This is a genomic window from Paenibacillus sp. NPDC056579 (assembly GCF_042793215.1).
In the GTDB taxonomy this organism is placed as follows: Bacteria; Bacillota; Bacilli; order Paenibacillales; family NBRC-103111; genus Paenibacillus_S.
On sequence record NZ_JBHTVD010000001.1, the window covers coordinates 622,697 to 647,230 of the forward strand.

Below are 24,534 nucleotides of genomic sequence, written 5' to 3' on the forward strand. Positions count from 1 at the left end.
TTATCTGAAATTGCGGATATGAAAGCAACAACCATCATCTTTTTGCCCTTGTTTTTGATCATTACCTGTTCGGTAGTTTTTGCAATGCCGATCTCTTACTCGTTTCTAATAGCGATTATTTTCACGGCGGTCGGATTTTTGTCTGAATTTATGATCGCTTCCATCTTGCAGGTTGCAGGGCTGACGACCTATATTAGAATAAGAGGATCGCTGATGCTCATGTCCACGATTCAGCTCGGTGTCACGGTGTTTCTTCTGTCGCTGACGTATTTCTTTTACAAAAGAAAATTCGGCTTCATGTTTGTAGAAAGCAGCATGTACGGCAGAAAAGTGTTGAAGCCTATCAATATTTTATTCGGTATCCTGCTGGTGCTAGTGGTTTGCGCCATTGAAGTAAGCAGGCTATCCATTTACACCGCAACGCACAGCATTGTGCACCCTATCATCTTTTTTACCATATCGGCGCTTCTCGTCACGATCTTGCTGGTTGCGTGGAGAAAGAACAAAAAGTCAATCGATAAAAAATATACGAATACGATTGGGGTAGGTAAAAAATGAATCCTATTGATGCGGCAGCAGCTCGCATTGCTGAGTTTATTAGAAAACATAATGACAAGGCCGCATCAAAAGAACTGCTTACTTATTCCTTAATCATTACGCTGAATACGCTTATTGCCCTGTTGATCTCCATGCTCGTGTGCGTCTTTACAGGGAATTTCGACCGCTTCGTGGTCGTGTTCCTTGTCTTCACGGCACTTCGGTACTTTACGGGCGGAGCACACCTGAATTCTTCGCTGTCCTGCTGTATTTTTACGATCGTCGTATTTGTCTCTCTAGTTCATATTCATTACCCCTATATGTATTTAGGCTTAGTTTTCGACATCATCTCCTTTATCTTATTTGCTCTAAAAGCACCAAGCGGAATCGATGTGATTCGCAAAGTAAGTCGAAAACATAAAATTTTAATAAAATCTATCAGTTTACTGCTTATTTCGGCAAATTTCATTTTACAAAATTCTCTCTTATCATCTATTATAATAGTACAAGCGTTTTCATTTACTAGCTTATTTCAAAAAATTGCGGGATTAGAGGGAGGAATTACCCATGAAGAGAGTACTAGCCATGATTCTTAACACTGCATTAGTTGGAGTTGCTTTCTTTACAGTACCTACATCTTTCAGCTTCGAGTGGCATCGACCGGAAGTACCGCAAGAATTAAAAAAATAGGGCTTACTGCTTTTATCCATGAACAAGATGGATCACGGACTTTCATTTCATAAAAGATGACTTCTGAGTTTCTCAGTTGTCGTCTTTTTTTGTATCCTTCGGGATTATTCCACAGGCAGGGTTATGGTTAAAGTTTACACGATAGGGAATCCTTTGTTATTATAATGGCAATAGGATAAAAGCGATGATGAGAAGAGTAAGGGAAACAGGTCCTTGTACAGAGAGCTCCGGATGCTGAAAAGGAGTCATGGGCACTTCCCTGAACCAAGCCTCGGAGCAGTGTGCCGGAACGGAACGATCCGCGGGATGGCATGACGGGAGCTCCCGTTACAGAGCCGAAGTATCGCATAGAAGCTTATGCCGTACTTGCTGAGGTTAATATGGCGACATATTAATGAACCTGGGGTGGTACCGCGAGAATTTCGTCCCCGAGACATGAGAGATGGTCTTGGAGGTGAAATTTTTTTTTGGTCAAAAGCTAAATACCGCTTACTACGTTCATTAGGAGGATCAAGCCATGGAACATGAGAAGGATCGCGGAACCGAGCATTTTTTGTACAGGACCATAACCGAGGAGCTTGAGGCCGAGCCTTTGGGCAGAACGATGTGTACACGATTTCCGCCCGAGCCTAACGGCTATCTTCATATCGGCAGCGCCTATGCCATCCATACCAATTACATGATAGCCCGCAAGTTTAACGGAACGTTTCATCTGCGCTTTGACGATACGAATCCGTTGAAAGAGGACTGGGAGTATGTGAACGCAATTATCGACGACATCCGATGGCTCGGCTACGATCCGGGCAGCCATATTTACTTTGGCTCGGATTATTCGGATGAAATTTATAGCGCGGCTGTCACCTTGATTAAGAAAGGGAAGGCCTATGTATGTGACTTGACGCCGGAGGAGGTCTCAAGCTATAGAGGGACCTTAACGGAGCCCGGCAGAAACAGCCCTTACAGGGATCGGACCGTAGAGGAGAATCTGGAGCTGTTGGAGCTAATGAAGCAGGGGGCGTTCCCGGCGTCATCCAAAGTCGTTCGGGCTAAAATCGATATGAGCTCCCCGAATCTGAACCTTCGCGATCCCGTCATTTACCGGATTCTTCATGCCGAGCATTACCGTACGGGAACCGACTGGTGCATTTATCCGATGTACGATTTTGCCCATCCTATTCAAGATGCGATTGAAGGCATCACCTACTCCTTATGCTCCATCGAATTCAAGGACCATCGGCCTTTGTACGAATGGGTTCTCAAGGAGCTTGACATACCTGAGCCTCCGCGGCAAAGGGAGTTCGGGCGGCTGAACATCACCGGGGCTGTTACGAGCAAACGGTTTCTGAGGCGGCTGGTGCAAGAAGGGTATGTCGACGGCTGGGACGATCCGAGGCTCCCGACGCTCCGCGGCTTAAGGAGAAGAGGCTTTACGCCGGAGAGTATTCGCAGCTTCATAGAGGAAATCGGCAGTATCCGGACCCAAAGCACGGTCGATATTTCCTTGCTGGATCATTGCCTCCGTCAGGATCTGAAAGCTCGTACGATCAGTGTCATGGCGGTTCTGCAGCCGTTGAAGGTTGTCATTACGAACTACCCTGAAGATGCCGTAGAGCAGCTGCAGATCGAGAATAACAGCGAGAACGAGGCTCTGGGAAAGCGCGAGGTTCCGTTCGCCCGAACGATCTATATCGAGCGGGAGGATTTTATGGAGCAGCCGCCCAAAGGGTTTCACAGGCTGAGTCCGAATACGGAGGTCAGACTGAAGGGTGCTTACTTCATCCGATGCGAGGAAGTTGTCAAGGACCTCGATACTGGCGAGATTACGGAGCTTCGCTGCACCTATGACCCGCAGACGAAGAGCGGTACCGGCTTTGCCGGGCGTAAGGTGAAGGGAACGATCCATTGGGTTTCGGCTGCCCATGCGGTTAACGCCGATGTCTATCTCTATGATCAATTGCTGCGCGGACAGGAGCTTCCTAACGAGGACGACGGAAACTGGACGGAAGTAATCCATCCCGAATCGCTTGTAATTATGAAAGACAGCTTGCTGGAGCCCTACGTTCAAGGTGCGCAGGCGGAGGAAAAGCTTCAATTTTTCCGTCATGGTTATTTTGGTGTAGATAAGAAGCTGACCGTGGGCGGCCGGCTTGTATTCAACCGGATGGTACCTTTGAAGGATACATGGAATAAAAAAGCTTGATTGCGTGAGAACGAAGAGATTTTAGAATTTTCGCTTGCACCTTACGTAACGTCATGTTTTATAGTGGTCTTACCGGGAAACGCTAGCGCCAACGGAGGAGTTGATTATGGATCGACAATGGAAGGTCGGGGAGCTCGCCAAGCTGACGGGACTCACCGTGCGAACGCTGAGATTTTACGATCAAATCGGCTTATTCTCGCCGTCCGACCAGACAGAGTCCGGCCACAGGCTCTACAATGAATCCGACCTGTCGCGTCTGCAGCAGATAGTATCGCTCAAGGAGCTGGGCTTATCCCTTGATGAAGTCAAGTCTGTGTTGGACGGAGGGCAATATAGCCCTCTTGAGATTGTGACGATGCAGATGGAGCGAATCCAGGAGCAGATCAAGCTGCAGCAAAAGGTTTTGGAGCAGCTCGAGCACGTATCCAAGCTGATGCAGTGGAAGACTCCGTTGACCGTTGAAGACTTCACCAGCTTGCTGCTGGCCATGAAATCGGGCCATGAGAAGCTCGTTGTCGAGCGGAGAATGAGCTGGGAACACCATCTGGATCTGCTGGGAGATTATCTATCCGAGGAACATAAAGTAACCAAGCCTAAGGAGGACAACAATCATGACTGAACGATTCGTCAAGCACGCCACCTTCGTCGTCGAGCGGACCTATCCCGCTTCGCCGGCGCAGGTATATCACGCATGGGCCGATCCGGTCGCCAAAGCAAAATGGTTCTCCAAGCCCGACATCTTCGATTTCCGGGTTGGAGGACGCGAAACGAGCAGCGGCGGTCCGCCGGAAGGACCGATTTTTACTTTCGATGCGTTCTACCAGGAGATTGTTCCGGAGCAGCGCATTGTGTATACGTACACCCTGGATTCGGGTGATACGCGGATGTCGGTTTCCATCACGACGGTAGAGATCCTTCCTGCCGATGGGGGAACCAAATTGATTTTCACCGAGCAGGGCGCTTTCTTCGACGGACATGATACGCCTGAAGTACGTGAGCATGGTACTGGCTTAATGCTGGATGCGTTGGGCAAATCGCTCTAAAGGAGGTAATGCCCTTGACTTCAAGCATAGGTGCCAATGAAATCATAACCACACGTGTTATGGATGCGCCGCGGGAGCAGGTGTTTCATGCATGGACAAGCCCTGAGCTGTTAGCTCGCTGGTGGGGGCCGAAGGGCTTTACCAATACGTTTCATGAGTTCGACTTGAAGCCCGGCGGGGCTTGGAGGTTCGTCATGCACGGACCCGATGGTACGGATTACCCTAATCATAGCCAGTTTGTCGAGATTGTGCCGTTGGAGCGGATCGTGTTCGACCATTTGTCGGGACACGAATTTCGGGTCACGGCCGCCTTTGAAGACTTGGACGGGCGTACCAAAGTCACATTCCGTCAGCTTTTTAAAGACGCAGCCGAGTTCGAACAAGCCAAAATGTATTGTGTGGAAGGCAATGAGCAAAACATGGACCGGCTTAGCAATCTATTGACCGGCGAGACTGTGAAAGATTGAATACTTAACTATAAGCGGCCTGCTATACGTGGGCTGCTTTTTTTTGTGGATGCATTTAACGGGAAGGAGATTCCAACGAATCAAGGACGCGGAAAGCTCGTTTGATAAATATGGGCTGTACCGTCTTTTTCTCCTACAAAATAGAGCTCCTTGTGATCTTTGCTTAAAACCGGGGAGCGAAGCTTGCGAATGCCGTACTGGTTCAAGCCAAGCGCCTTCGCTTCGGTCCATTGGCCGTCACGCTGATAACTGACGTACAGGTCGTTGCTTCTGCCGAACAATAAGATGCTCTCGTCGCCGGATATATGCGGATAGCCGTCGATGTCGCTCGTATTGATCACCGGTCCGAGATGCTCCGGTTCCCCGTACGATCCGTTAACGAGCCGGGAGCGGTATATATCGTCCTTCCCATTACTGTCGGCACGAAAGGAGGTAAAGTAGACCGTACCGTTGTCACTGACGGACGGATAGTAGTAGAAATCGTCGGCTTTCAGCTTAGGAATGTCTAGTTGTTTGGGGACATCCCAGCCCTTATCGGTCCGCTCGGAGACCCACAGATTCAATGAGGAGGACGGAGCTGCTTGACCGGCTGCTGCGCGGAACGAGTGGAAGTATACTTTTCTTGCGTCTTTATTGAAAGAAGGTGTGCCTTCACTTACAGAGGTGCTGCTGAAGGAGGGAGCTACAGGTTCGCTCCATTGCCCCGCCACATCATTGAACGTAGTTTCATATATAGCGAATGATTTGCCCTTCACTTCCTCAAACAGCATCGTCTTTCGATCGGAGGTGAAGGTGAAGTTATCGATCTTCCTTTTCACTGCTGAACCGTTGACGAGTATTCTAGGCTCTTCGGCTTTTGAATTGCTTGTTGGCGCAGGAGACGGCTGCTGTTTTGCGCCAGAAGAAGCTGAGAGCCCATCTGGGGGCAGGTCGTTGCCGGTTCCGCAGCCTGTTGCAATGATCCATAGTGAGGCCAGAGTGACTACTAATAAACATTGAACGTTTCGAATGGCCGTCGTCCCCTTCCTTTACTCTCATTCACCATCATTTCGTGTGATATACTGAACTATAACAAAATGGCATAATTGTAAAAAGAGGGCACTTTTTTGTAACAAGGGGGGTACCTATGGGAAAAACGGAATACCGCTGCTTGGTCGACGCTGCGCTCGAGGTGATCGGTGCCAAATGGAAGCCCTTGATTATCCATCAGCTTTGCCGCAGACCTCGTCGGTTTCGCGAGCTAGAGAGGGCCGTGCCGTTCATTACCAGAAAAATGCTTGTTCAGCATTTGCGGGAGCTGGAAGCTCATGGTATTGTTCACCGTAAAATTATCCCGGCCAAACCGGTTCTGGTCGAGTATTCGATAACCGACTATGGGACAACACTGTATCCCGTATTGCAGCAGCTATCCGATTGGGGTAGACAGCACTTGGAGCGCGATGGGGAAGGGTAACTGAAAATATATGACGTGAGGAGTGTCTCAATGACACCGTTTCAAATAAAAGGGATTGTATTCGATATGGACAATACGCTCCTCAAATCGAACATTGATTTCCCTGCAATGAAGCTGGAAACCTTCAATTATCTGGTTGCGAGCAAGCTGTTGCCTGAGGATTTTCCGGCACATGAGCATACTTCATCTTCATTAATGACCCATGTCCAAAGTTCAGGACTTTGGAACGGACAGCTGCAGAAAGAAATATGGGGCATCTTCACGAAGCATGAGCTTCTTGGCATGAAAGATGCAGAGCTTGAGCCTGGTGCGAGAGACTTGCTTCAGCGGCTGCATACCCAGCTTGCTATGGTCATTCTGACAAACAATTCTTACGTGGCGGCTTTGGCGGCGCTGCAGTATCATAGTCTGGATAAATATTTTGATTATATCGTAGCCAGGGAACAGATGGAGTTTATGAAGCCATCCCCCTGCGGCGTTTACACGATTCTAAGCAGATATAAGCAAATAGCTCCTGAGGAATGGTTGTCCGTTGGCGATTCATGGATCGACGGCAAAGCGGCTCAGGATGCGGGTGTTAAGTTCGTAGCATATCGGGGAAAGCTGGCGGAAATGAGCAGCCGAGGGGTAGTTCCCGCAGGGGCGATTCATCATCTCAGCGAGCTGACGGCATTTCTAGGTTAACTTGCGATTGTTATTTCATTGGTGTGCGTTACCTTAGTATCGTGCAAGGTGCATGCCTAGTATCGTGCAAACAATAAAAAAGACAACAAAAATCGTAATTTTTCACATCCACAGCAGCAGATAAGTGCAATACAATAGACTTTATGTAAGCGATACCCATATTCAGGCAGTTATTCTATCTATTGCGAGGAGGGCAGGTAAAGACTAATCGAGTGCAAATGGATATGCTTACTGATGAAAGGGCATACATAGACCTGCTCTGCAGGTCTTGGGTCTATGTCGCTATAACAAATGGACTAGCACAAGCTTAAACTGAAAGGAGCCATCTGCATTGAGTCTGCTGAAACGTGTAAAAAAAGCGACGTCAGTTGTATTAACGTTATTCTTCGTTTCGAGTACGGGTCTTATGAATATTCCTGTCGTATCGGCGGCACCATCCGGTTCATCTGCACCGATAGTGGATGAGGATTTTATCAAAAATTATGGAAGCGGTAACTCGGTTACTATCAACGCACAGCAGGACAGATCGCCTTATGATGTGTTTGGCCAAGCGTTCGGCACAGACAATCCGGTGGAAGGCGCTACTAAGACGGCAAGACAAATCCTAGGGGCTGAAGTCGAAAGACATGTCGCGAACATGTACGACTCTGCATTAGGCAAGAACGTGTTTAAAGTAGAAGTTAACGGTAACGACTGCTACACCTGCTATTTGCATGGTACGTCCTACAACGCTGCCACAGGCAAATTTGAAGGCGGGAACGACGACAGGCAAAGAATCGAGATTAGACCGGCCGAAGAAAGCACAAATTGGATTGGCTTGGAAAATGAAATTACTGCGTTCAACTGGAAGCTGAAAATCGATAAGGAAATTACGAAGCCGGACGGATTTTTTCATATTTTCCAATACAAGGCTTATAATTCTTACGGAGAAGTCGGCAATGAGCTGCCTCCGCATGATTCCGTCAACTATCCGAACTTCAAAAGCTCTGAGGACGGGAATCCGATTCTGACGTTTACGATCTCTTCGTCCGCCAAACAAAATCTTGAATTCCGTTATGCCGATATCGGTACGGATGCGGGTCAAGAAGTATTGTCTTCGATTCCTCTCGATTCCGTTAAGGACAGATGGCTCGATATTACGGTGAAAATCCTTAATTCCGAATCCGGTTGGGTTACCATGGTCATGAAGGACGCTTTAACCGGGGAAGTGCTGAGAGAATACAATGATCCGGACCGGATTCTTGATATGTGGAGACGTCCCGAGATCAAATATAACAACCAGACGTTTGAAGGACCATATTCTGCCGTCGAAAAGATGCTGAACCGTCCGAAATGGGGGATTTACCGTAAAGCGGACAAGTCGAACCCTAATGTCAAGGACGCCAAAATTTATCTTGCCGATATGACGCTGTATAAATCATCTGCAGTGGCTTCGCCTGTGAATCTTGCCTACAACAAGAAGGCTTATAATGTTGGTGATACACAAAAAGCCAATTTATTCCAATTAGCTAACGCAAAGGCGGAAAGGCTTACTGACGGCGTACAAAAGGATCCCGTTAAATATACGAATTTGAATGTGCCTCAGAACAATTTCTCCTCTCTGGGCGATTTGAGCTGGATCGGTACCGATAGCTCGAAAAAGGGAAATGTTGTTATCGATCTGGGCAAGCCTATGAGCTTTAATCAAATTAAGTTGTTTGCAAAAACAGAAAGATTAAAGTATGTAAATGTATCGTTGTCCGATGATGTGAATGATCACACAGAGGCAGAGATACCAGGCATTTCATTTACACCAATAAAGGAAAATGAAAATATTTATTTTAACCCAGACAACAACAGCGGAAATGATTCGGCTGACAAAGAGTACTTAATCGATCTTGGGAAGACCTATACTTCCCGGTATGTTAAGTTTTATTTTGAAAATGGTGCCGGGTCTAACAGTACCAATAGCGGAAGTAATCCTACCTTCACTATGACAGGGCCGCCACGTTTGACGGAGCTGGAAGTGTACAATGCGCCACTAACTCCGCAAAATGTAAAATTAACTTACAACGGCGGTTCAGAAGCAACGCTTTCTTGGGATCAAGTACCTGCCGATAAATTCATTATATACGATAATAGTAATCCTTTGGCGGAATCAGCGTCGAATACGTATAGACTGACGAATTTGGATCCAGGAGCAACGTATAATTTGTCAGTGGCGACCGTAACAACCGATACTTATTCGCGCAAATGGATGAAATCTCCAAAAAGTGAAGTCAAGCCACTTCAAACTACCGGAGATCCTATCATTCCGAATCCACCTGCATCGGCTACGGCATCCGGCATAACGGATAAATCAATCACAGTCAATTGGGAACCCGTTGCAGACGCCGAAAGCTACCGGGTTTCGCTGGTTACCGACGCACTTGAGAGAGTCATAGCGGATAAATACAGCACGAACACCAGCTATACGATCAAGGATCTGTCTCCCGGCACATCATATAAAGTGAAAGTGTACTCCATACGAAGAGGCGCACCTTCTACAGCAGCTGCCGAAGTGCAGGTTACTACTACGGGGCAACAATTCCCTTCCGATAACCTGTTGTTCAATAAAGAGGTTCAGTACCCGAGAGTATGGAACGACGATACGAGCAGCTATGGAGCGCAAAAGGCTCTGGACAACGAGGAAAGCTCACGTTGGGTTGCGATCAAAGGCTCCACTACCTCCTGGATGATGGTTGATATTGGAGCTGTATCTCCGGTCAATGTACTGGAATACTACAGCTTCCAGAATAAACTGAAAAAAGTTTCGTTCTATTATGCTACGGATGCTGAGGCATTTACGAATCCGGAAAGCAGCAAGTGGATCAAAATCCTTACCGATGACCGAGTAGCTCAAGGCAAGTATGGCAATCCAAGCATCACCCAAATTGCCGAGAGCATCAAACTTGGCGCACCTGTCAACGCACGTTTCATCAAATTGACGGTGGATGAAGTCGACGGCGATATTAACGTCAACGAAGTGAAAGCTTTCGGACCTATTGCCTTTACAGGAAATTCGTCTTTACAAGCAACGGAAAAAACGGATACAAGCATTGGACTTAACTGGGCCGGAGCTACTACAAATATGCCGGTTGCAGGTTACGACTTGTATAACGGCAATACCAAATTAACAACCGTGACTTCCGACGTGTATAGCTACTCGGTTACCAATCTTACTCCAAAGACCGATTACACCTTCAAGGTTAGAGCGGTAAGCCAGTCTGTATACGGCTCTGTCTATTCTCCTTATGGTGAATTGACGGTCAATGCAACTACATTGGCAGGATCAGGCACAGACCCAGGGACGAATCCGGGAACAGATCCAGGGACGAACCCGGGCACAGACCCAGGGACAAACCCAGGTACAGATCCAGGGACGAACCCGGGAACAGATCCTGGGACGAACCCAGGCACAGACCCAGGAACAAACCCTGGCACGGATCCAGACATTTTAGCGCCATCAGGGCTTGCAGCAACTCCTGGGAACGGACAAATCACATTGTCGTGGAACACTGTAACCGGTGCGACCTATTACAATGTGAAGCGCAGCACGACTTCAGGCGGAGCCTATACGGCGATTGCCTCCAATGTAACAACGAATGTGTACACGAACACCGGCTTGACGAATGGCGTGAAATACTACTACGTTGTGACTGCTGTCAATGCTAAGGGTGAGAGTGTTATCTCGAGTGAAGTATCCGCTACACCAAATCAACCGGGCCGCAATAGAAGCGGCGGCGGAGGCGGCGGTGCTGCAGTAACGACGCCAACCGTTCAACCGGCGAATGACGGTGCACAATTCCTGAATGTTGAGCCCGTCATTGAGAAGGGGAGCGACGGCAGGAATATAGCAAAAGTAACATTGGATGCAGCGGCGATTTCCAAAGCTATCGAAGCTTTGACAAGCAATAGCGCATCCAATCAAAAAATCATTATCGAAGCCAAGAGCGGAGATGCCGCAACAGCCGCATTCCAGCTGCCTGCACAGCAGTTAGCTGATGCTTTGGCAAAGCTTCCTGCTTTGAGCGTTTCCGTAAAATATGGCGATGTAACCTATGATTTGCCAATCAAAGCGATTGATTTCGCTGCACTTGCCAAATCGCTTGGCGTCGAAATGAAGGATCTGAAAATTACCATTACGATGGGCAAAGTTGCCGACAGCACGCTTGGAACCATTACCTCAACAGCAAAACAAGCCGGATTGACGCTGCTCGCCGGTGCTACAGATTTTCGGGTTACGATAGAAGGTAACGGCAAATCGGCCGATGTAACTGATTTTGGCCTCAACTACGTTACAAGAACGATGAATATCGGCAAAGCGATAGATTCAAAGAATGCAACAGCAGTACTGTACAATCCTTCCACAGGAGAGTTCAGCTTTGTACCGGCTCTCTTTACAGGAACAGGCAGCTCGACACAAGTATCGATTAAGCGTCCCGGCAACAGTATTTACACGGTCGTTGAATCGAACAAAACCTTTGCGGACCTGAGCAGCCATTGGTCCAAGGCCGATGTAGAGCTTCTGGCATCGAAGCTTGTGGTTAAAGGAATGACCGATACGAGCTTCACGCCGGACAATCGGATTACCCGTGCTGAATTTGCAGCAATCCTCGTCCGCGGATTGGGTCTTTCCGACAGCAGCGCTGCCAAATTCTCCGATGTGAAAGCAGCGGATTGGTATGCCGGTGTAGTCGGAGCGGCTGCCAAAGCAGGCTTGGTTGACGGCTTCGAGGACGGCACGTTCCAGCCTGGAGCCAACATTACCCGCGAGCAGATGGCCGTCATGGTAACAAGGGCTATGAAGCTTGCGAACAAAACCGCAGCAGCTGATGCCAAAGCATTGGACAAATTCAATGACCAGCAAGCTATCAGCAGCTGGGCTAAGGAATCGGTTGCCAAATCCGTAAATGCAGGCATTATTAACGGCATGACGGATCGCACCTTCGTTCCGACAGCCAACGCAACCCGTGCAGAAGCGGCTGTTATGATCAAACGCTTTCTGCAATTTGCTGAAATGATGAATTAAAGGGCTAGGGAGAAGTACTTCTTTTCGCTGTGAGCGAGGAGAGGTACTTTTTTTGTCTAAATATAGTAATGAGAAAAATAATTCGCGCTGCTGAATCACTGACATGCAGCTGTCAGTATTCTCCATATACAATGACAATAGAAACGACAAGAAACAAATTAAAAAGACGTTATTTATCGAAAAAAACCATCATTCCAGGAGGGAAATGAACGATGAGTACAAACACATTACGAGGGCTTTCCACAATCAGCTTTTGGGCGGAGGATCATGCGGCGGCAAAAAAATGGTACGCCGAGCTATTAGGCATCGAGCCGTACTTCGAACGTCCGGGATATGCCGAGTTCCGCATCGGTGATTACCAGCACGAGCTGGGCCTGATCGATAGCCGATACGCTCCAGCCGGTTCAGCCGCAAGCCCGGGGGGTGCCGTTGTCTATTGGCACGTTGACGACTTGGCAGCAACGTACGAGAGGCTGCTGTCCTTGGGAGCCAAGCCATATGAGGCGCCGACAGAGCGCGGCGTTGGATTCGTCACTGCGTCTGTAGTCGACCCGTTCGGGAACATCTTGGGCATTATGTACAACCGGCATTATTTGGAGGTGTTAGGAATTAGAGAATCTTAAGTTTGGCAGGCCGGAAGCGGTCTGCTTATTTACCATAGCCGGCTTAAAAAATGGAAGGACCGCTTTCACGGCGTTGCAACGAAGTATCTGCAACATTATTTGGCTTGGTTCCGTTATCTGGACAGCAAGGAATATGAGAACACAACGTCGAATAAAAATAATATGTTGGCCGCCTCGTGGCTGTTTACTGAAATCGAGACAAACAATAAACTTCGACAAACGGCGGCTTCTTCTAGCCGAACTAATGGGCAGGTTAATGGAATAATACGTATGATTGTTCGGGAGGTGTATCATGCAAAAGGCAATCGTAGTTTATTATTATTCCGATAAAAAGAATAACTTAAGTGAGTTAAATCAACTTCTTCAAGAGGGATGGAAGGTTGTATCTCAGAGTGCAGGTGGTGGATCGCTGCCAATGGTATATTCACTTGTTATATTAGAGAAAAATTAAGGAACAATGCTTCGGAATTCGTTGAAGAAACGGAGAACGATAGTTAAATTAACCGCCTTTTCAAAGGGCGGTTTTCTTTTGGGGTAAAAAACAACAGGAAACATAGCCATGATAAAAAACCTTCAAGCATAATGACATGCATTCACTGTTTCTGACATTGGCTGATAACCGGTTATTGTTTAGTATGGGGTTAAGAAATCCGCAACCGTCGAGGGAAAGAGGGAGTAAACGTCCATGAACAAACAAAAGAAGCAACCGAATGTACTATTTATTATATCTGATGACCATCGCCATGATGCGATTCATTGCGCCGGCGATTCGACCGTCCATACTCCTCATTTGGATGCGTTGGCTGCAGGCGGGGTACGATTCGCGGGAACCCATATTATGGGCGGCTGGAATGGTGCGGTGTGTGTACCGTCACGTGCTTGCGTGCACAGCGGGGTATCCGTGTTCCGATGCGTAGAAGGCAATACTATTGCGCCTCAGCTGGCACTGCTTCCGGAAACGCTGCGCAGCGTTGGCTACCATACCTATGCTGTCGGCAAATGGCATAACGACCGGGCTTCATTTAACCGCAGCTTCGCTGGGGGAAGCCGGATATTTTGGGGAGGAATGAGTGGTCACTACCATGTGCCGTTGCATGATTTCGACGCTAGCGGCACCTACTCCAAGGAGAACGCTTATTATTTGGACAGCCATTCACATTCAACGGATGTATTTACCGATGCGGCGGTAAGCTTCCTGGAAGCTTATGATCAAGACAATCCTTTTATGCTGTATTTAGCCTACACTGCGCCGCACGACCCAAGGACTGCTCCTGAAGAATTCCGAAGCATGTACCGGGATGAAGACATCCCGCTGCCGCCTAATTTTATGCCGGAGCACCCCTTTGATAATGGAGAAATGAAGATTCGTGATGAGGATTTGGAAGCATATCCAAGAACGCCGGAAGCTGTACAGCGGCATATAGCCGATTATTATGCAATGATCTCCCACATGGACGATGGAATAGGAAGAGTGCTTCAGACGCTTCATGAACGCGGCTTGATGGACAATACAATCATCGTCTATACTGCCGATCATGGGCTGGCGGTAGGGCAGCACGGGCTTATGGGCAAACAAAACATGTACGACCATAGCATACGTATCCCGCTTATTATGAAGGGCTGCGGAATCCCAGAGGGGATAGCCGTCACCGGCTTGACGTATCAAATCGATATTTTTCCGACGTTATGCGATCTGACGAAAACGCCGATTCCAGCTACTGTAGAAGGGATGTCTCTGCTGCCCCATATGTCAGGAAATAGCAAGGAGATCAGAACGACGGTAGGCTCCGCCTATAAGGACATTCAGCGCACGATCAAGGATAACCGCTGGAAGCTCATTCAATATCATCCCGATCAAGGAGTACATAAGGGGGAGAAGCTGCAATTGTTTGACCTGCTTCAGGATCCTTGGGAGACGAAGGATCTCTCGGATCAGCCGGATTATGACCAAATAAAGCAGCGGCTGGTTCATGAGCTGTTGAATTGGAGAAGGTCGGCAGGTGATCCATTGCTGCAATAATGGTGTTCACATTAGTTAATGCTTTGCACGGATGACGGGGAGTAGCCTCTGTACTTTTTGAATTGCTTGGAAAATGAATAGGGGTCGGGATAGCCGATAATGCCCGAAATTTCTTTGACCGACTGATTGGAATGCTTCAGCAAATACTCGGCATATTCCATCATTTTCATCAGCTGATATTCCTTTAGAGGCATTCCTACCGCTTCGTGAAACATTTTGGAGCAATAGCTTGGGGACAAGCCGGCAACTTTCGACAGCTGCTGAAGGGTGAATCGTTCCGTCGGGTGGTCGTTCAAATACTCCTTGAGCTTCCAAATTCCGGGATGCATAAGCTGTCCGTTAACTAACGTATGGTATTCGCAATAAATTTCAGCCAGCGTTTTGGATATGGCGGCATGGCAAAGCGTATCCTTGGCTAAGGACGGCGGATATTGATGATAACGATGGATCGATTCAAACAGGCTCTGAAAATGAACGGCATTCCGGGGAGTAAAGCAAAAATGAAACGGCTTGACCTGTGATTTTATAAGGACTTCTTCATTAGGAGCATAGTATCTGAACCGGATCGGGATGATTCTGAACGAGGAATCCATCTTGCGGAACGCATGGTGCCGGATGTCATTCATTAGGAACAGCAGATGATTTTGGGTCAGCTCAATGGTCTGGTCCTCCACTACATAAGCGCCGGCCCCCGAAACAACATACAGCATATGGATATCGTCCAGCACCCGTTCCGGAATAATCCAATTCGAATTGATACTAAGCGTAACATTGTAGCTTGTCATGATCCGGAATATATAGGGCTGCACCATCACTTCCTTCATCAATGCCTCTAATCCATCTAATGTATTGGCTGAATTGCTCTTTTTTGACATGATTCATCTACCTCCATGCTCGTCAAAATCATACTAACGATCCGCTATTTCCTTGTCAATACAAATCATTGTTTTTCTGATTGGGATATCCGGCAAAAGCTTGTGATGATGTGCAATATCTGTTTTTGACATGAGGTGTCATACAAACAGGAGGGTCGGAAGATGATCAATAAGTGGATTAAGGTAAATGCCTATCTAGTTACTGTCTTCGTGCTGCTCAGCGGATGTACCTCGTCCAGCCCAGGCGGCAGTTCACAAGAAAATCAACCGGCGGAGGGGCAGGTCAGTGATGCCGGAGTGTTCCCCATTACCGAGAAACCCGCCACACTCAAGGTTATGGTAAAAGCGAACCCGCTTGTCGAGGATTTCGCTGCGAACCGGTTCAGCAAATGGCTGGAGGAGAAGACGAATATTAAGGTCGAATGGGAGGTTGTCCCTGAGAAATCGGCGCAGGACAAGCTGAATCTGGTGCTGGCCAGCGGCGATTATCCCGACGTTATTATGGGCTTCGGCGTCAGCCCGGCGCAGCAGTTGATTTACGGAAGTCAAGGCGTGTTTCTCCCGCTCAACAAGTATATCGACCAGTATGGTGTGGAAACGAAAAAAATGTTCCAGGAGAACGACTACATCAAAGGGTTGATCAGTGCACCGGACGGTAATATTTACAGCTTGCCTCAGGTCAATCAGTGCTACCACTGTTCCGTTCCTAACAAGATGTGGATTTATAAGCCTTGGCTGGATAAGCTCGGTCTTAAGCTTCCGACGACGACGGATGAGTTGTATGAAGTGTTGAAAGCGTTTAAAGAGAAGGATCCGAACGGAAACGGAAAAGCGGATGAAATCCCTCTGGCGGGATCTATCATTGGTGGCTCTCAGATTGATCTGTTCCTGATGAACGCTTTTATTTACAACAATTCCAATCATCTTCTGCTTCAAAATGGCAAAATCGATGTTGCCTTCAACAAAGCGGAGTGGAAAGAGGGGCTGCAATATTTACACAAGCTGTACACTAATAAGCTGCTGGATCCTCAAACGTTCTCGCAGGACGACAAGCAGCTGAAACAGCTCGGAGAAAATCCGGACGTTCCGATATTGGGAGCGGCACCTGCTCAAAATATGGGGGTATTTACCCAGTTTTTCGGTTCAAGCGGCAGATGGCTGGAGTACGTTGCCGTTCCTCCATTGAAAGGGCCGAAAGGGGTACAGCTAGCATCAAGCGACCCGTGGGGGATATCCGGCGGCACCTTCGTCATTACGAATAAAGCCAAAAATCCGGCTGCTGCCTTCCGCTGGGCCGATGCAATGTACAATCGGGAGATGACGTTAAATTCCGTCTTCGGCAGAATGGATCAGGAATGGCGCTGGGCGGAGAAGGCGGAGCTCGGCATCGATAATAAACCGGCCATATGGAAGCGTCTTGCCAGCTTCGGCCAGGTTCAAAATATACATTGGGCGCAAACAGGCCCATCTTACCGGTCCAACACGCTGCGCTTAGGCGAGGCGATGGATCCGGAGAAGCCGAATCAGGAGATTTTGTTATATAACGAAACCAAGTCCAAATATGAGCCCTATCGTCAGAAGCAGGAGCAGGTGGTTCCGCCGTTGTTTTTCAACAGCGATCAATCGGCGGAAATTGCGGACCTGCAGAAAATCATCGGCGATTACGTGATGGAAATGATCGCGAGGTTTGTAACGGGAGATGCCGATCTGACTAAAGATTGGGATGCCTATCTGAAAACCTTGGACGGCATGAATGTGAAGCGCTACATTCAATTGTATCAGGAGGCTTATGACAGCAGGTCTGTGAAAAAATAGCGGAGCACATAGGAAGCCCGGCGCATACAAAGCGTCTGGGCTTTTAAATTTGCATACTTCGACTAAATTTGCGCCTGCCCAATAAGACTTTTATATCTTACGAATCATTACTTTAAGGATAATAACGAATATGATAAAGCTTGAGTCGTGTTCTTTTGGTACGGTAATTCAGCAATATCAGATATCTCCAACGGGGTTTACATAGTGGCGAGGCAGCGGAAGCTCTGCGGCGGATATCGCCGAATTCATGAAGGAGGAGTGTGGTAAGCCAAAAGGAAGGTGGGGAAAGTCTGTACGGTGCGGTTGCTATTGGCTGTCGGTATGTCCGAATGAATTATCTCATATGGAGGGAAGTTCTGTGAGAATCTTTAGAAAGACCGCTATTCTTTTTATGGCCCTTTTGCTGTCGCTAAGTGTAGTTTGGCCGGCATCTCAAGCCCTTGCAGCCTCTATCACCCGGTTCTACATCTTTGACGCGGGTTCGTATTTGATCGCCGGTAACGAGTACATACCTGTATTTGAAAGCGACAAAGGTTTTATGACATCCGTGGAGTATGTCAAGTACGAATATTCCACCGATAACGGCGCAACGTGGATTAACCTTCCGACATATAGTCCGAAGGGTTACATGATGGACTTTTTTAGGCTGCCTATCGATCCGCAGCTCATCTCGGCCAAGTTTCGAGTCAGCGCCTATTATTCGCCTCTCATCGGGGCAAAGAGTTATTCCGAGAAAACGATCGGACCATACAAGATCTTACAGCCGGCGGATCCATCCGATCTCACGGCTACACCGAATGACGATGCTACGGTAACGTTAAAGTGGAACGATAATTCGAATATGGAGTCTTATTATCAAATAACCCGGTACGGTCCTGACGGCACAAAGACGTTTGAAGTCAACGATACAATGAACCGCATTGGTCCGATTACTTATGTAGATAAGCAAACGAATAAAGATAAGAGCTCGGTTTATGTTTACACGATATCGGCAATCATCGATAAATATAACTTACCGGACAATCTGCAGCCCGGGAATGTCAATGTTATTGCCAAAACAAAGGTGCCTTTGAAGGAAGCGGATTTGTTCCGTCTGGACCTTAATACCCCTATTGCAAGCTTAGGTACGGAATACACTTATCTGCAAAAATTTAATATCCACAAGGTTGCAGACCTCAGTAAAGTGGCTGTGAACAGTGTCAAGCTGGATAAACCGGCCATGATTTTAAAAAAAGGAGAGCGAGGAGCATTGACGGCAACGGTGGTTCCTTCCTCCGCGACGAATCGCAATGTAGCATGGAGCAGCGATAATCCTGATGTTGCCGAAGTAGATTCCAAAGGCAATGTGACGGGCAAAGCTGCAGGCTCGGCGAAGATATCTGCAAAGACCGAGGACGGGGGATTTACGGCAGTAAGCTTAGTGACAGTCATCGAGGTGCCGGATTTGAAAATCATTCAGACTAATCTTGGGAACGGAAAGCTGATTTATGACCCGAACATCATCCAGTCTACCCCAAATGCTGAAATGGACTTGATTAACCTTCAGCAAGTCGTGTCTGAACGGCAGGAAGCCTTGGAGCTTGCAAGGAAATTGAACGAATCTTTGAATGAAACTACAAAGGACATAGTGGGCAATATCGGCGGCGGCGGTGCTATTAACGCAGCTTTCGTCTATATCAGCGATGAAGCCGTCACGCTAAGAGTGGGCGAGAACAGACAGGTGACCGCAATGGTTGCTCCTCCTGATGCGACGAATCAGAGCGTGAGCTGGAGCAGCAGCAATCCTCAAGTTGCCGAAGTGGACAGCAACGGCGGCATTACGGGCAAATCGAAAGGTACGGCGACTATAACCGTGCGGACCGCTGACGGCGGATTCACCAACAGCTGCGAAGTAACGGTAGTGAATAACTTGACGGATGTATCCGGTCATAAGGCGAATACGGAAATTATGTTAGCGATGACACAGGGCATCGTGAGCGGCTATCCGGATGAAACGTTCCGTCCGGACGGGGATGTTACCCGAGCCGAATTTACCGTTATGCTGATGAATGGAATTCAACCAGGTGCGGCATCGACCGAGCTTGCCTTCACGGATAAAAACAGCATCGGAGACTGGGCGCAGCAGCCGGTGGCTCAAGCAGTGCAGCTTGGCATTATTAGCGGATACGATGACGGTACGTTCCGTCCGGATGCGAAAATCACTCGTGCGGAAATGATTTCGATGGTGATCCGCGCCTCCGGCTTGGAAACGGAGGAAGGACAGCAGAGCGGCTTCACAGATCAAGCCGATATTCCGGACTGGGCGAAAAAAGCTGCGAATACGGCAGAACAAACGGGTATTATTATTGTCGGAGGTCTGCCTGAGAGTAAATTCGCGCCGCAGACGTTGTCTACGCGTGCAGAAGCCGCTTCCGCTATCGTCAGAATGCTCATGATCAAGAAATAACGGATAAGCAGATTTGAGGAGACAAAAAAGACCTTTACCGGATTGCCTGGTAAAGGTCTTGCTTTTACGATCCTATTTATTCTCTGGAATTCTGATTTCCAGCTCGCTTAAATAATGGTTCGTGGAGGCACTTCTTGGCTCCGAAAATTCGACCTCCGCCGATTCGGCATATTTTCCGATATAATTGATTCTTATCTGCATCGGAATAGGCGCATGACCTTCCGGCAGCCATCTGGCCGTAGCCTTGTACTTACCGATCGGTATTTCATCGATACCAAGACCGCCTAGGACAGGGCCAACACGTTTGGTTATCGTTTTGCCGCTGTTGCCGTCGAGTAATGGACCCACAGGGGTGAGCGTTATCTCTACATCGCCGATAAGGAACTCAGGCAAGGAGGTATCATAGGTCAAGTAAGGATAAATATAAATTTGCCCGTCGAATTTGGTCCATGTAAAATCCTTGACGGCTCCGGCGCTGCCTGCGAGCGGCTGATCGACATCGGCGGTTAGCCGGAACTTGTAGTTTTTGCCGTTAAACGACTTCACCAGATCGGCTCCCATCCGCCAGGAGGTGGCTACCTGCGGCAGCTCAATCCGGTAATGCCCCGACTCGTCGGTTACCCCCAGGACGTTGCTGTTGTAGAGCAGGGTGTTATCCGCATAAACCGTAACTCCGGGCACAGGATTGCCTTTTGCGTCGCGGATATAGCCTTTTACTACATAAGGCTCTATTTCCTCTTTAGCCGGTTCGGGAGTCGGGTTTGGAGCCGGATCATCGGGCTCGGACACAACCTCGCCTTCATCAATCTGAATCGTCGCCGTGCTGCCGTTACTGGAATATGAGACCTCGTATCCGCTATTCTCGGCTACAAAACGCAATGGAACCAAGGTGCTTCCATTAATAATCTGGGCTGGTATATCCAGCGGGACATTATTGCCGTTTACTTTTGCAGTCGTACTACTAATGGTCAGCTCAATATTGAGGCCATCCTTAGTGCCGATCGCTTGCTGAACCGTTCCTGTATCGACCCATTTGACGGCAAAGCCAAGGGCTTCGAACAATTTGCGGAAAGGGACCAGCGTCGATCCGTCCTTAAGAATCGGTTTGGCATCGTCAAACATAAGCTCCTGCCCCTTGAAAAATACATGAATCATCGGACCTTCCGCAGGTACAGGCGGCGGTGGAGCAGGAGTCGGAGCAGGTTGTCCCGAGCCCGGGTTAGGCGTAGGAGTCGGAGCGGGTTGCCCTGATCCTGGATTAGGCGTAGGAGTCGGAGCGGGCTGCCCTGATCCCGGATTAGGAGTAGGAGTCGGAGTAGGCTGCCCTGATCCAGGTTTCGGCGTAGGAGTCGGCACTGGCAGTCCATGCTTATATTTGATCGGCTTGGAAGTAACCGTGCCCTGCGGCGTCTCGATTTCCAACACATAATATTGCGTTTCCTTGATCGTCCCGTTATTGCTGGCGTATAGATCAAATGCAAGCTCTCCGGTGAACTCGCCTACAGGTGCATTTACCTCTTTTTGAAAACCTGGATTGATAATTTCGTTCTCATACGTGGTCGCTCCGTTTGTGCTTGTGACCGGTTTGTTCCGCACCATCCCAAGCAGCCAGCCAGTAGTAGCGCGGTTTGTTCTCCATACTCCTTGATCATTATCATCCCCGTAGGCATCCGTAGACCGCAGAACTACGGATTTTATTACCGTATTCTGCGCTAGACTGAGCGTTAGCTTGAAGTGGCCGTCCTTATTGCCCTCCGGCGTGAAATCCGCTGCACCGACAATATCGGAAGCCGTATCCAGCAGGCTGAATTCCTTGATTTGCACACCGGTCGAAGTCTCGCCGAATGCGCCCGCGAGTCCGGGTGCGGCAAGCGCTCCTGCCAGTACCGTGCTCAGCACAGCATTACGTATGTTTTTGCGCAAAATGTACATGGTTTGTGGTTTCCTCCTTGATATCTCTTTTCCTTGTAATTGCCCTAGTGGCATGCCGATCCTTCCGTTACATCATCATCCTCCCGAATCTACGGTGTTTTTTGAAATGCACAATCAAGTATGACAGCTTAAGCCGAGAAACTATATTATCCAAAAGAGTACTTTCCGAGTACAAAAGGATACTATTTCATGTTAACTTATAAGTTAATTAATAAACATCGTGTTGACGCAAATCGGGAATCGAGTCATAATTGAAGCAAGTACGGAGGGGATGGGGTGGACAGATGAGCACGCCTTTTGTAAAAAGCAGAGGCATTCTCTTTTGGAAAAACTTAGGTTTGGTCCTGTTGATAACCAGTATCCCGATAGCCTTGGCAGGTATGCTGCTGTACACGTTCGGAACAAGCCGAATCGAAGCCGAAATGAATAGATCTCATCAAAACCAGTTAAACATGTCGATTCAACAATTGAATGATTACCTCGCGAATTTGGAGCATTCCGTCGTTCGGCTGGCATTTGACGGGAGCTTCGACGAAACGTTAAAGCAGCTCGATTTTGTCCAAGACTTCTCTAAAACAAACGAAATTATGAAATCGTTCTCATTGATGACGGAATCCAATTCACTTATCAGCAGCGTTAATTTGTATATACGAGATTCGGGTAAATTGATTAGCGACGAGATAGGGTTCCAAACCATCCGCTCGGAAGAAGACATTAAGCTGTTGGACCATTTGTTGGAGAAGGAACAGACCATTTATTGGAACTATAGCTTGAGAAAGATCAACTCCCCGGATTCCAATCATAAAGCGATCATTATTAAGCTGCCCGGAGGACAATTGTACGGTTCCTTTGGCGCCGTCATCATTTATTTGAATCAGCAAACATTGGATACGATGGTACATAAGCTTGTTGCCGGTGAAGGGGTCTCTTTCTTATTTAACGAACATGGAGATTATGTAACCGCTCCCAACCCTGTTGCAAGGAACCAGGACCGTCTCAGTCTGGAGCAGGCTTTAAAAGAGAAAATCAGTACCGAGAATGCTTCGGAAAGCATGTTCAAGTACGAATGGGGAGGCACAACCTACTCCGTATCGTTTGGCAAAATCGCTAAGCTGGGCAGCAAATGGACCGTCGTCTCCGCAACGCCTCTGTCCCAGGTCACCGCTCCGGTCACGGATTTATCCATGCTCATCCTGTGGATCAGCGTGATTGCGTTAACCATCGGCTTGCTGCTGTCATGGTTTGCATCCAATACGATGTATGCACCTATTATTCGCATTAAACATCTGTTCGAGGTACCCAAAGACGGGAAGAACGAGGGGAAGGATGAAATATCCTTCATTGAGAATCAATGGAAACAGTACTTGGAAGAATGGAAAACGCTTTCTAACCGGGTCAAGCAATCGATTCCGGCGCTTCGCGAGAGCTTTTTGCTGCAGTTTCTTCACCATAGCCTGAGTAATCATACGGCCAGAGAGCTATTCGATAAGCTGAAGCAGCTGGATTGGGATGTAGAGGGGCAAAAGTTTGCCGTAATGGCCGCCCAATTGCATGGGTTATCGGAAATGGGAGGGAAATGCACGGATCGGGACGATCAGCTGATCACCTTTGCCGCGTCGAATATTCTCATGGAGCTATGCCCGGTTGAATTGAACAAAGTCCATGTCATCCATTTTCAGGATATGTCGGTTGGAGCCTTTTTTGCAGTCGATCCAAAGCTTTCGAATGACGAGATCAAAGCTTTGCTCAATAAGCTCTCCCACGATTATATTGCTGCGGTGAACAACGTGCTGCGGCTTCGAGTCACTATCGTAACCGGAAAAATATCCGATTCGATAACGGAGATGCCCCATGTGCTCGACCAGACGAGAAAGGCATTGCGTTTCCGGGATCTTCATACGTCCAATCAATTGCTGGATATGAATCAAATCCGGGTGGAGCCGACCCATTATAAGCGCTTCCCGACGGACTTGGAAAGGGAGATCGTGCACGCGGTAAGCTTGGGTCTGGAAGAGGAGGCGGTAACGCTCATCCGAAAATTCATGCAGGAGCTGCAAAGCAGCGACAGTACGGAATTCATGGTGCATCAAGGAATGATGAAGCTGCTCGGATCGATTCACGATACCATTCTGAGGCATGACGTAAACCTGTACACATTATACGAGGGTACGCATCTTTATGAGGAATTAATGCATTTAACGGAAGCGGAGCAAATCGTGGAATGGTTTCAATTTAAGCTGATCCGGCCTTTTATCAAAACGCTGTCCGTCGCTTACGACAACCAGATGCGGGAGCTGATGGACCATCTGCTGATGCAAATTCAAGACGAGCTTCTGAGCGACGTGTCGCTGGATAAGTATGCAGAACAGCTGAACATGAGCCCGTCCAAGCTGAGTAAAGTATTCAGACAAATTAACGGAGTGAATTTTATCGATTACATCATCCGGCTTCGGATAGAAAAATGTAAGGAGCTGCTGGTGCATACGGATATGAAAATTAACGATATGGCGGAGTTGCTGCAATACCAGGCATCCCATCTGATCCGGTTGTTCAAGAAAAGCGAAGGAATCACGCCGAGACAATACCGTGAAAAGCATCGGGAGCGGGATACCGCAGCTTTATAACCAACCATACAATCCTTCCAACCGCTGTTTGGAAGGATTTTTTTGCCTTGATCTGCAGACGGAAAAAAAAGACGA

General features: G+C 48.1%; 19 protein-coding genes, 1 pseudogene and 1 other annotated feature. Of the genes and pseudogenes, 17 read left to right on the forward strand and 3 right to left on the reverse strand.

Features of this window, described 5'->3' with window-relative positions; genetic code table 11:
- Window positions 1–18 precede the first annotated feature (18 nt).
- The 7 genes from ACFQ88_RS02940 to ACFQ88_RS02970 all read left to right on the forward strand — a co-directional run bounded on the left by ACFQ88_RS02940 (window position 19) and on the right by ACFQ88_RS02970 (window position 4,937).
- Window positions 19–558 carry a hypothetical protein gene (locus ACFQ88_RS02940; RefSeq protein ID WP_239634938.1) on the forward strand — a complete coding sequence of 180 codons (540 nt, stop codon included), beginning with the start codon at window positions 19–21 and terminating at the stop codon, window positions 556–558.
- Window positions 555–1,133, forward strand: a complete 579-nt coding sequence (locus tag ACFQ88_RS02945) for an accessory gene regulator B family protein (RefSeq protein ID WP_379451653.1) — start codon at window positions 555–557, stop codon at window positions 1,131–1,133. Before ACFQ88_RS02940 ends, ACFQ88_RS02945 begins: the two co-directional genes overlap by 4 nt.
- Window positions 1,123–1,227, forward strand: a complete 105-nt coding sequence (locus ACFQ88_RS02950; RefSeq protein WP_379453547.1) for an AgrD family cyclic lactone autoinducer peptide — start codon at window positions 1,123–1,125, stop codon at window positions 1,225–1,227. The genes ACFQ88_RS02945 and ACFQ88_RS02950 overlap by 11 nt, the downstream gene beginning before the upstream one ends.
- Before the next feature lie 175 nt (window positions 1,228–1,402).
- Window positions 1,403–1,660: a binding site (T-box leader), on the forward strand.
- Between the two features lie 84 nt (window positions 1,661–1,744).
- Window positions 1,745–3,427, forward strand: coding sequence for a glutamine--tRNA ligase/YqeY domain fusion protein (locus tag ACFQ88_RS02955; RefSeq protein WP_379451655.1), 1,683 nt, complete (start codon window positions 1,745–1,747; stop codon window positions 3,425–3,427).
- Window positions 3,428–3,533: 106 nt separating this feature from the next.
- Entirely contained in the window at window positions 3,534–4,046 is a 513-nt protein-coding gene (locus tag ACFQ88_RS02960; protein WP_239634941.1) for a MerR family transcriptional regulator, read from the forward strand.
- A complete protein-coding gene (locus ACFQ88_RS02965) occupies window positions 4,039–4,470 on the forward strand; it encodes an SRPBCC family protein (protein ID WP_239634942.1) in 432 nt (143 codons plus the stop codon). Before ACFQ88_RS02960 ends, ACFQ88_RS02965 begins: the two co-directional genes overlap by 8 nt.
- A gap of 59 nt (window positions 4,471–4,529) precedes the next feature.
- The gene (locus ACFQ88_RS02970) at window positions 4,530–4,937 is read left to right on the forward strand and encodes an SRPBCC family protein (RefSeq protein ID WP_379453552.1); all 408 of its coding nucleotides are present in this window, start codon (window positions 4,530–4,532) and stop codon (window positions 4,935–4,937) included.
- An 80-nt stretch (window positions 4,938–5,017) separates the two neighbouring features.
- On the opposite strand, the gene ACFQ88_RS02975 is transcribed toward ACFQ88_RS02970, so the two are convergent.
- Window positions 5,018–5,755 (reverse strand): TolB-like translocation protein, encoded by a 738-nt coding sequence (locus tag ACFQ88_RS02975; protein WP_379451657.1) that lies wholly within the window; start codon window positions 5,753–5,755, stop codon window positions 5,018–5,020.
- A gap of 308 nt (window positions 5,756–6,063) precedes the next feature.
- Here ACFQ88_RS02975 and ACFQ88_RS02980 point away from each other — a divergent pair, with 308 nt between their 5' ends.
- The 7 genes and pseudogenes from ACFQ88_RS02980 (at window position 6,064) to ACFQ88_RS03010 (ending at window position 14,767) form a co-directional block, all read left to right on the forward strand.
- Window positions 6,064–6,390: a winged helix-turn-helix transcriptional regulator gene (locus ACFQ88_RS02980; protein ID WP_239634944.1), complete on the forward strand. Its 327-nt coding sequence runs from the start codon at window positions 6,064–6,066 to the stop codon at window positions 6,388–6,390.
- A 30-nt stretch (window positions 6,391–6,420) separates the two neighbouring features.
- A complete protein-coding gene (locus ACFQ88_RS02985; protein WP_239634945.1) occupies window positions 6,421–7,074 on the forward strand; it encodes an HAD family hydrolase in 654 nt (217 codons plus the stop codon).
- Between the two features lie 331 nt (window positions 7,075–7,405).
- Window positions 7,406–12,124, forward strand: coding sequence for an S-layer homology domain-containing protein (locus tag ACFQ88_RS02990; protein WP_379451660.1), 4,719 nt, complete (start codon window positions 7,406–7,408; stop codon window positions 12,122–12,124).
- Window positions 12,125–12,336: 212 nt separating this feature from the next.
- Window positions 12,337–12,747, forward strand: a complete 411-nt coding sequence (locus tag ACFQ88_RS02995; RefSeq protein ID WP_379451662.1) for a VOC family protein — start codon at window positions 12,337–12,339, stop codon at window positions 12,745–12,747.
- 30 nt (window positions 12,748–12,777) lie between these two features.
- A pseudogene (locus tag ACFQ88_RS03000) lies at window positions 12,778–13,012 on the forward strand (IS1595 family transposase); the annotation flags it as partial.
- Window positions 13,013–13,039: 27 nt separating this feature from the next.
- The gene (locus ACFQ88_RS03005; protein ID WP_379451664.1) at window positions 13,040–13,198 is read left to right on the forward strand and encodes a hypothetical protein; all 159 of its coding nucleotides are present in this window, start codon (window positions 13,040–13,042) and stop codon (window positions 13,196–13,198) included.
- A gap of 234 nt (window positions 13,199–13,432) precedes the next feature.
- Complete coding sequence (locus tag ACFQ88_RS03010; RefSeq protein WP_379451666.1) at window positions 13,433–14,767, forward strand: sulfatase family protein; 1,335 nt, start codon at window positions 13,433–13,435, stop codon at window positions 14,765–14,767.
- A gap of 11 nt (window positions 14,768–14,778) precedes the next feature.
- On the opposite strand, the gene ACFQ88_RS03015 is transcribed toward ACFQ88_RS03010, so the two are convergent.
- Window positions 14,779–15,642, reverse strand: coding sequence for a helix-turn-helix domain-containing protein (locus ACFQ88_RS03015; protein WP_239634949.1), 864 nt, complete (start codon window positions 15,640–15,642; stop codon window positions 14,779–14,781).
- Between the two features lie 162 nt (window positions 15,643–15,804).
- On the opposite strand from ACFQ88_RS03015, the gene ACFQ88_RS03020 reads away from it, so the two are divergent.
- Window positions 15,805–17,457 carry an ABC transporter substrate-binding protein gene (locus tag ACFQ88_RS03020; RefSeq protein ID WP_379451668.1) on the forward strand — a complete coding sequence of 551 codons (1,653 nt, stop codon included), beginning with the start codon at window positions 15,805–15,807 and terminating at the stop codon, window positions 17,455–17,457.
- A gap of 358 nt (window positions 17,458–17,815) precedes the next feature.
- Window positions 17,816–19,903 carry an Ig-like domain-containing protein gene (locus ACFQ88_RS03025; protein WP_379451670.1) on the forward strand — a complete coding sequence of 696 codons (2,088 nt, stop codon included), beginning with the start codon at window positions 17,816–17,818 and terminating at the stop codon, window positions 19,901–19,903.
- Window positions 19,904–19,975: 72 nt separating this feature from the next.
- On the opposite strand, the gene ACFQ88_RS03030 is transcribed toward ACFQ88_RS03025, so the two are convergent.
- Entirely contained in the window at window positions 19,976–21,835 is a 1,860-nt protein-coding gene (locus ACFQ88_RS03030) for a stalk domain-containing protein (protein WP_379451672.1), read from the reverse strand.
- Between the two features lie 284 nt (window positions 21,836–22,119).
- Here ACFQ88_RS03030 and ACFQ88_RS03035 point away from each other — a divergent pair, with 284 nt between their 5' ends.
- Window positions 22,120–24,459, forward strand: a complete 2,340-nt coding sequence (locus tag ACFQ88_RS03035) for a helix-turn-helix domain-containing protein (protein WP_379451674.1) — start codon at window positions 22,120–22,122, stop codon at window positions 24,457–24,459.
- Window positions 24,460–24,534 lie beyond the last annotated feature (75 nt).